This is a genomic window from Mycobacterium sp., from assembly GCF_032162605.1.
Lineage (GTDB): Bacteria > Actinomycetota > Actinomycetes > Mycobacteriales > Mycobacteriaceae > Mycobacterium.
The window spans coordinates 1-7,607 of record NZ_JAVROT010000472.1; the positions used below are offsets into that span (position 1 = coordinate 1).

The following is a 7,607-nucleotide window of genomic DNA, read 5'->3' on the forward strand; positions in this document are numbered from 1 at the left end:
TTCATTACGCAAGAGCGCATTTCGTTCGATGCTACTTGAATACTGCACTTAGACATCATAATTCAGTTTCACGGTAGTCGATGAACGACGATCAGGCGATCCTGAGGACAGGCCGCGAATGAGTTCGTCCATCGATGCGCATCGCCTCCCCGACGGAGCGGCGGCGCGGTCCCGCGGCGCATTGCCAAGTGGCAATGAGTCCGCAATTCACCGAGCCAACGAACCGAAGTAGCCTGGGCGGTCCGTGGGGCCCCCCGAACTACAACCTCTGATTGGGCGGATCGTGAGACAATGGCGCAACGCGTGGGCCGCACCGAGTGGTCCTGAGAGCGGTTGCGGAGGGTACGTGACACGGTCACATTGGCGCTTTGCGACGGGCGTGGGCCTCTTGACGGCGGGCCTGACGGTCAACTTCGGCGGCGCGGTGGCCGTTGCCGACTCCGGTTCCGGCACCGCGAACGGCGCTGCCCCCGCCAGCCACGGCGGCCCGCCGCCCGGCGGCGTCGCCAATAAGCTGCGCGCGACCATTCAGGGCGCCACGAATGCGCTGGGGCCGGGACACCTGCCGCGCCCGCAGTCGATTCTCGGCTCGACGGGATCGAACACGAGGTCGCCGGTCGCGGCAGTTCCGCAGACGATGGCTGAGACCATTCGCGACGACACACCGACCACCGGGCTCGGCGTCGGGCAGATGCCCCAAGTGCCGACCGATGATCCGGCGACCGCTCCTCCCGCCGTCGCCGCGCCCGACTCCGGCACGGCCGGGAACGGGGGTCCCGGCGCGGTGACCCCGGTGACCAATGCGCTCACATCGACCACCAACCAGGTCACCCAGGCTTTACACCCGGTAATGGCACCCACCACCGGCGCAGTGGCCGCAGGGGTACAAAGCCTCGTCGCCCCGGTAGCAGGGGTACAGACCCTCGTGACACCGATAGCCGACGAGCTCGCAACGGGTCTGATCGCACCGGTTCCCGATGTTCTGACGTCGATCCAGGCGATGCTCACCGCGACGGCCGATGCGTTCGTTCCCGTGACCCAGGTCCCCTCCGACCTTGCCTCCTTGTTCGGCTTCCCCGGCGCGCAACCGGCAAGTGGACGAGTAGGCGCCGACATCCTCTGGCCGTCGACCGCCACCGTGCCTACGCCAGCGCAGACCGCCCGACCACATACCAGCGAGCACGGCCCGATCTCGGCTAGTGACGGCGCGGGCGAAACCGCCAGGGCCACGGCGACATCCATCTCCGGCGCCACCAGTGCCATGGTCGGGGCTTCTTCGCTCAACGCCAGAGCACGGACTGCACCCGCCGACGCCATGTCCGAGGGGTTGCAGGCGTTCTTCCGTTCCTATGGCGCACTCGTCATCACCGCGTCCCTATCGGCGATGGTCGCTGCCGCGCTGCCAGGTCTGGTCGCACTCCTGATTCCCACGGTGGCCGGGGTGGGCGTCGGCTACCGGCAGGCCAAAGCGGGTATCGCGCTGCGCGCGTCGGGCATAGCGCGCTTCGCCGGTAGTGGACCGGTCGGCATCGTCCGCTCGGGCTCGTTGATCGCCCTCCGGCCCAGCGCCATGCGTGTCGCGCGGCCCGCCAGGACCGATGCTGGAGGCTCCCGCCTGGCCGCTTAGAGCCAGCCGTCTACGGCAAGGCGGTCGGATCGTTCACGTTGGTCAACGCGCGCTGCTCGGGCATCACGACGCGTTGGGTGTCAACGGCATCCACGAGCGCGCGCATGCTGCGCTCACCCGTGGCCACCAGCTGCTCGGCCCGTGCGGCAAGGTCGGTGCGGTACACGCCTGCCAGGTAGTGGTCACGTCCATCCCAGGGCAATACCACGTCCGCGCCAAGGCGCACCGACGGCCCGACGAGCTCCTCGATCAGATCCGCGGTCAGGTAAGGCATGTCGACCGCAGACACGAACGCCCGCTCCATTCCCGCGTCCGCAGCGGCTCGCAACCCCCTGGCCGTGGCCAGCAGGGGACCGACGCCTCGGACATCGTCTCGGAGCACCTCCGCGTGCAGCGACGGCAGGGGCTGACCCGGCGCCGCCACCACGAAGACGGGCGAGCAACGCGTGACCAGCGTGGCCACCACCTGCTCGACGAAGGTATGCCCAGAGAATTCCAGGGTTGCCTTGTCGCGGCCCATTCGCCGCGACGCTCCACCCGCCAGCACTATCGCTGCCAACGGAGCGGAGGAGGTCACATCCGGTACTGCGCTATTCGACGTTCCAAGTGTCCTTGCCACGAAGCAAGGATTGCAGAGCGGCGGTGTCGTGGGGCTTGGAATCCATCGCAGAGGCGATCTGATTGCGTGCCATCTCGTCGTACGTCGGCCGACTCACCTGACGGAAGATGCCCATGACGGTGTGCTCGAGGTTCTGCTCCGACAGCCGCGACAGGGCGAACGCGTACGCGGGGTCGTCGATCTGGGCATTGTGCACGACGATCTCGTCGACCGACACGTCGGCGGACTTGGCGACCTCCAGGCCGTATCCCGACTTCACCACGCAGTACTCACCGTCGGCGCCGAAGGTGATGGGCTGCCCGTGCGAGACGTTGATCAGTCGCTCCTCGGAGCCCTCCTTGCGGAGCGCATCGAATGAGCCGTCGTTGAAGATCGGGCAGTCCTGCATGATCTCTACGAGCGCGGCGCCGCGGTGCGAAGCGGCCGCGCGAAGCACCTCGGTCAGACCCTTCTTGTCCGAGTCCAGTGCCCGACCGACGAAGGACGCCTCGGCGCCCAGCGCGAGCGACACCGGGTTGAACGGGTAGTCCAGCGAGCCCATGGGCGTCGACTTGGTGACCTTGCCTACCTCGGAGGTCGGCGAGTACTGGCCCTTCGTCAGACCGTAGATGCGGTTGTTGAACAGCAGGATCGTGATGTTCACGTTCCGGCGCAACGCGTGGATCAGGTGGTTGCCACCGATGGACAGCGCGTCGCCGTCACCGGTCACGACCCATACCGACAGGTCGTCGCGGGCCAGAGCCAGGCCGGTGGCGAAGGTCGGGGCGCGCCCGTGGATGGAGTGCAGGCCGTACGTCTCGAGGTAGTACGGGAACCGGCTGGAGCAGCCGATGCCGCTGACGAACACCATGTTCTCGCGCTTGAGGCCGAGTTCCGGCAGGAAGCTGCGGATGGTGTTCAGGATGACGTAGTCACCGCATCCGGGGCACCAGCGCACCTCCTGGTCGCTGGCGAATTCCTTGGACTTCTGCGGCTGGTCGGTCGTCGGCACGCCGCTGATCTTCGTGAGCCCAAGGCCGGTACCGATCAGGTCAGTCATGCGTCCGCTCCTACGGCCGTTTCGACGGTGGCAGCTGCCAGCCGTGCGAACTTGGCCTTGTCGCTTTCCTTTTCGCGCAGCGTTCCGTCGAGGGCCGAGTCGATGATGCCCTCCACCTCCTCGGCGAGGAACGCCATGCCTTCCACCTTCGTGACCGACTGGACGTCGACCAGGAACTTACCCCGCAGCAGCAGGGCGAGCTGGCCCAGGTTCATCTCGGGCAGAACCACGTTCGAGTAACCGCGCAGAACCTCTTCGAGGTTGCCCGGCAGCGGGTTGAGGTAACGCAGCTGCGCGTGGGCGACCTCGATGCCATTGCGCCGCGCCCGCCTGCAGGCTTCGCCGATGGGTCCGTAGGAACTGCCCCACCCCAGGATCAGCAACTCCGCGTCGCCGGTCGGATCGTCGACGACGACATCGGGCACGTCGATGCCGTCGATCTTGGCCTGTCGTAGGCGCACCATCAGATCGTGGTTCTTCGGCTCGTAGGAAATATTGCCCGAGCCGTTGGCCGACTCGAGTCCGCCGATGCGGTGCTCGAGGCCGGGCGTTCCCGGGACCGCGAACTGGCGCGCGAGCGTCTCGGGATCCCTGGCGTAGGGCTGGAAGGGCTCGCCGGACTTGGCGAAGGTGTGGGCGATCGGCGCGAACGTGGTGACATCCGGGATGCGCCACGGCTCGGAGCCGTTCGCAATGGCGCCGTCCGACAGCAGGATGACAGGGGTCCGGTACGTCAGTGCGATCCGCACGGCCTCGACCGCGATCTCGAAGCAGTCCGATGGTGACTGCGGAGCCAGGACCGCGACCGGCGATTCGCCGTTGCGGCCGTACAGCGCCTGCAGCAGGTCGGCCTGCTCAGTCTTCGTCGGCAGCCCGGTCGAGGGCCCTCCGCGCTGCACGTCGACCACGAGCAAAGGGAGTTCGGCCATCACGCCGAGGCCGATGGCCTCCGCCTTGAGCGCCACCCCGGGACCGGAGGTGCTGGTCACGCCGAGCGCACCGCCGTAGGACGCGCCGAGGGCGGCGCCGATGCCGGCGATCTCGTCCTCCGCCTGGAAGGTCAGGACGTTGAAGTTCTTGTGCTTGGACAGCTCGTGCAGGATGTCCGACGCCGGCGTGATCGGGTAGCTGCCGAGCATTACCCGGGTGTTGGCCAACTGGCCTGCCACGACGATGCCGTAGGCCAGCGCGGTGTTGCCGGACACCTGGCGGTATTCGCCCGACTTCAACTGGGCCGGTGACACCTCGTACGTGGTGCCGAACGCCTCAGTCGTCTCCCCGTAGTTCCAGCCGGCGCGCAGCGCCAGGACGTTCGCTTCGGCGATCTCGGGCTTGCTGGCGAACTTCTCGCGAATGAACGTCTCGCTGTGTTCGAGTTCGCGGCTGTACATCCAGGACAGTAAGCCGAGCGCGAACATGTTCTTCGCGCGAGAGCCGTCCTTCTTCGAGGCGCCGATCTCTTCGACGGCACCGAGTGTCAGTGACGTCATCGCGACTGCCTGCACGACGTAATCGGACAGCTCGTCGGTCTCCAGCGGGTTGGCCTCGTATCCGACCTTTGCCAGATTGCGCTTCGTGAACTCGTCGGAGTTGGCGATGATCAGTCCACCGCGCGGCAGGTCGCCCACGTTGGCCTTCAGCGCGGCGGGATTCATCGCGACGAGGACGTCCGGGCGGTCTCCCGCGGTCAGGATGTCGAAGTCGGCGATCTGGATCTGGAACGAAGACACACCGGGCAACGTGCCCTGTGGTGCGCGGATCTCGGCGGGATAATTCGGTTGCGTCGCAAGATCGTTGCCGAACAGGGCGGCCTCGGTGGTGAAGCGGTCGCCCGTGAGCTGCATGCCGTCGCCGGAGTCACCCGCGAAACGGATGACGACCTTCTCGAGCTTCTGCGGGGTGGAATTCGTCCCGGCTTCGCCGCCGTTGACGCTGCCGTTCAAGCTCACGACCCCTGCCTTTCACGCTTTGCGAGATGTCGTCTAATCCGTGTCGCAGTGAAGGTCGCTGTCGCGACCGCGCCGCCGGGCTGACGTTCACCCAATTTTTGTCTGTCACTAGCAGTACCGATTATTGCACTTCTCTTAGGCTGACCTGTACCGGACAAGAGCGTGTCTCGCAAGCCGAGCACCTGGAACGCGCAGTTCACTAGCGTGAAGCCGCGCATCCCGCGACGCCAATGTGGCTTTCGTCACTTTTGGGGCGTCGCATTCCTAAGAAAAATGCTACCCGTTAGTAGCCGAAGGGCTAGCGCGTCCCGGGTCAAACTTGACATGTGTCGATTCCGAACGCTTCGACCTGCGCCTACACGCGGTCGGGTGACTCCACCTTGAGGCGCTTCTGCAGTTCCCGCGCGACGAGTTCACTCGCCCGTTCAGCCGCGAGCACCGGGCCTGCGCCCGCGGCGCGGATGGCGACGTAGCAGGACGTGAACATGTCGCCTGCGCCCGTGGCCTGCACACCCGTGACCCGCCAGGCTGCGGGGACCCGAACGACGCTTCCGTCGGTGTAGATGTCGCAGCCCTCCGACCCTAGAGTCACCAGGATCTCCGGCACACCGAGCCGTTCGGCGGTGGCGGCATCGAACTCCCCGTCCGCGACGATGACTGCTTCGTCCTCCGCCAGCTTGAGGACGCTGATGTCGCGCAGCAGGCTGTGCGGATAGTTCCGGTCCACGGCGAGCGGACCCAGCTGGTCCACCCTGACGAGGCCCTGGCCGTCATAGGCGACCCGATGTCCGCGGGCCGCGAGCAGCGCCAGCGTGCTGTCGGGGAAGTCCGCCCGCAACAGCGGCGCGAGGTGCACCCAGGTGGTGCGCGGGTCGGCGGCTTCGATCTCGACGTTGCCCCAGATGGGACCGAGCGCCGCGACGGACATCGCGCGGTGATCGACGTCGACGTAGTCCAGTCGGAACGACGCCGTCCGGTCGGAGTCGATGATGCGGACCAGCGACCCGAAGCGGTCGAGCACCGCGGCGAACAACTGGTGATCCTGCGGTGCGCCCATCGCCACGATCTCGCCGGACCCACCCGCGTACTCCAGCGCCACGCCTGCGAACGAGGCACAGCCGCCCGGGCTGGAGGGCGCACCGTCGATGATGTCGATGGCCAGGTTGCCCAGGACGGTCACACCGTTGATGAGTGGCCGCACCGATCGAGTCTCCTGATCTCTGTCGGCGCGCAGGAGTCGCCGTGAGGCGAAATGGTATCTGGGATCACTGAGATTCGACGACATGACGTCAGCTGGGCAGGTTGTACGGCGTGATCACCTGGATCGGCGCCGGCCGCGCAGGCTCCGCCGGCAGCGCCCCGTGGTGCTGCAGGATGAGCCGCATCGCGAGCCGCGCGTCGGCGCGCAAGTCGTTGTGCAGGACGACGGAGATCCTCCCGTCGCGCAGCAGCCTGCGGTTGTCGGCGTCGAGGTCGTGGGCGATGAAAACCCTGCAGACGCGTCCCAATCGCTCGAACGCGGCGACCGTAGCGGTGTTGCCGCCGCCAGGCGAGTACACCGCCTCGATGCCCGGATACCGTCTCAGCGCGTCGAGCACCAGGCGCTCGTTGGTCTCGTCGATGCCGTCGCTGTCGCTGACCTCGACGAGGTCGCGTCCCGAACCACGCAGGGCCGACCGGAACCCGATCTCGCGTTCTCCTTCGCCACGAAAGACCGTGCGGCTCAGCGTGATCAGTACTCCCGACGACGTTTCGCCCAGCCACTGATCCATCAGGTAGGCCGCCGTCACGCCGGCGCCGTGGTTGTCGATGCCGACGTACGCGTTCCGAGAACTGGTCGGCACGTCGGTCGTGTAGGTGACCACGGGAACGCCTGCGCCGACGAGGCGATCGACGGCCTCGACCACCTCGGGCGCATCCTGCGCCTTGAGGACGACGCCGTGGCTGCCGCGGATCCGGGACAACGCATCGACCATCTGGGCCGGCGAACCCGACTCCCACAGGTGGAAGCGGGCCCGCAGCATCGCGGGCGCGAAGACGGGAAGCTCGGCCTCGACTGCGGCGCGGAAGGCGTCGGAGAACCGTTGCGGCGTCTGCATCACCACGTCGATGAGGAAGCGGCGGCCGTTGAGGCGCAGCTGGGCGCGCTGTTTGTCGAGGTCGGCAATGGCCTGCGCGACCTCAGCACGGGTGTTCTCCCGGACGCCGGGACGATCGTTGAGGACCCGATCGACGGTCGCCTCGCTCAGCCCAGATTGCTGGGCGATCTCCCGCACCTTGTACCGGTGTGGCACTTCGGCCTCCCCTCTGCGGCACCCCACCCCCGCGAGCAGACGCAAATGTGCCGCGACACTCCGTCATACGGACACATTT

Annotated in this window: 6 protein-coding genes; 1 reads left to right on the top strand and 5 read right to left on the bottom strand. The window is 66.9% G+C overall.

The annotated features are described in order from the left end of the window. Positions 1–346: 346 nt before the first annotated feature. Complete coding sequence (locus QOI01_RS26035; protein ID WP_526386053.1) at positions 347–1,627, top strand: hypothetical protein; 1,281 nt, start codon at positions 347–349, stop codon at positions 1,625–1,627. 10 nt (positions 1,628–1,637) lie between these two features. Here the strand turns inward: QOI01_RS26035 and mobA are convergent, their stop codons facing one another. The 5 genes from mobA to QOI01_RS26060 all read right to left on the bottom strand — a co-directional run bounded on the left by mobA (position 1,638) and on the right by QOI01_RS26060 (position 7,528). Beyond that, entirely contained in the window at positions 1,638–2,204 is a 567-nt protein-coding gene (mobA, locus tag QOI01_RS26040) for a molybdenum cofactor guanylyltransferase (protein ID WP_526386054.1), read from the bottom strand. A gap of 13 nt (positions 2,205–2,217) precedes the next feature. Continuing rightward, positions 2,218–3,285 (bottom strand): thiamine pyrophosphate-dependent enzyme, encoded by a 1,068-nt coding sequence (locus tag QOI01_RS26045; protein ID WP_526386055.1) that lies wholly within the window; start codon positions 3,283–3,285, stop codon positions 2,218–2,220. Then, positions 3,282–5,234, bottom strand: a complete 1,953-nt coding sequence (locus QOI01_RS26050; RefSeq protein ID WP_526386056.1) for a 2-oxoacid:acceptor oxidoreductase subunit alpha — start codon at positions 5,232–5,234, stop codon at positions 3,282–3,284. The genes QOI01_RS26045 and QOI01_RS26050 overlap by 4 nt, the downstream gene beginning before the upstream one ends. 355 nt (positions 5,235–5,589) lie before the next feature. Next, the gene (locus QOI01_RS26055) at positions 5,590–6,414 is read right to left on the bottom strand and encodes a PfkB family carbohydrate kinase (RefSeq protein ID WP_526386058.1); all 825 of its coding nucleotides are present in this window, start codon (positions 6,412–6,414) and stop codon (positions 5,590–5,592) included. Between the two features lie 109 nt (positions 6,415–6,523). Next, entirely contained in the window at positions 6,524–7,528 is a 1,005-nt protein-coding gene (locus tag QOI01_RS26060) for a LacI family DNA-binding transcriptional regulator (protein WP_526386057.1), read from the bottom strand. Positions 7,529–7,607 lie beyond the last annotated feature (79 nt).

Excerpts from the sequence above, each read along its gene's own strand:
- QOI01_RS26045 (WP_526386055.1), bottom strand. The coding sequence starts at position 3,285 with ATGACTGACCTGATCGGTACCGGCCTTGGGCTCACGAAGATCAGCGGC.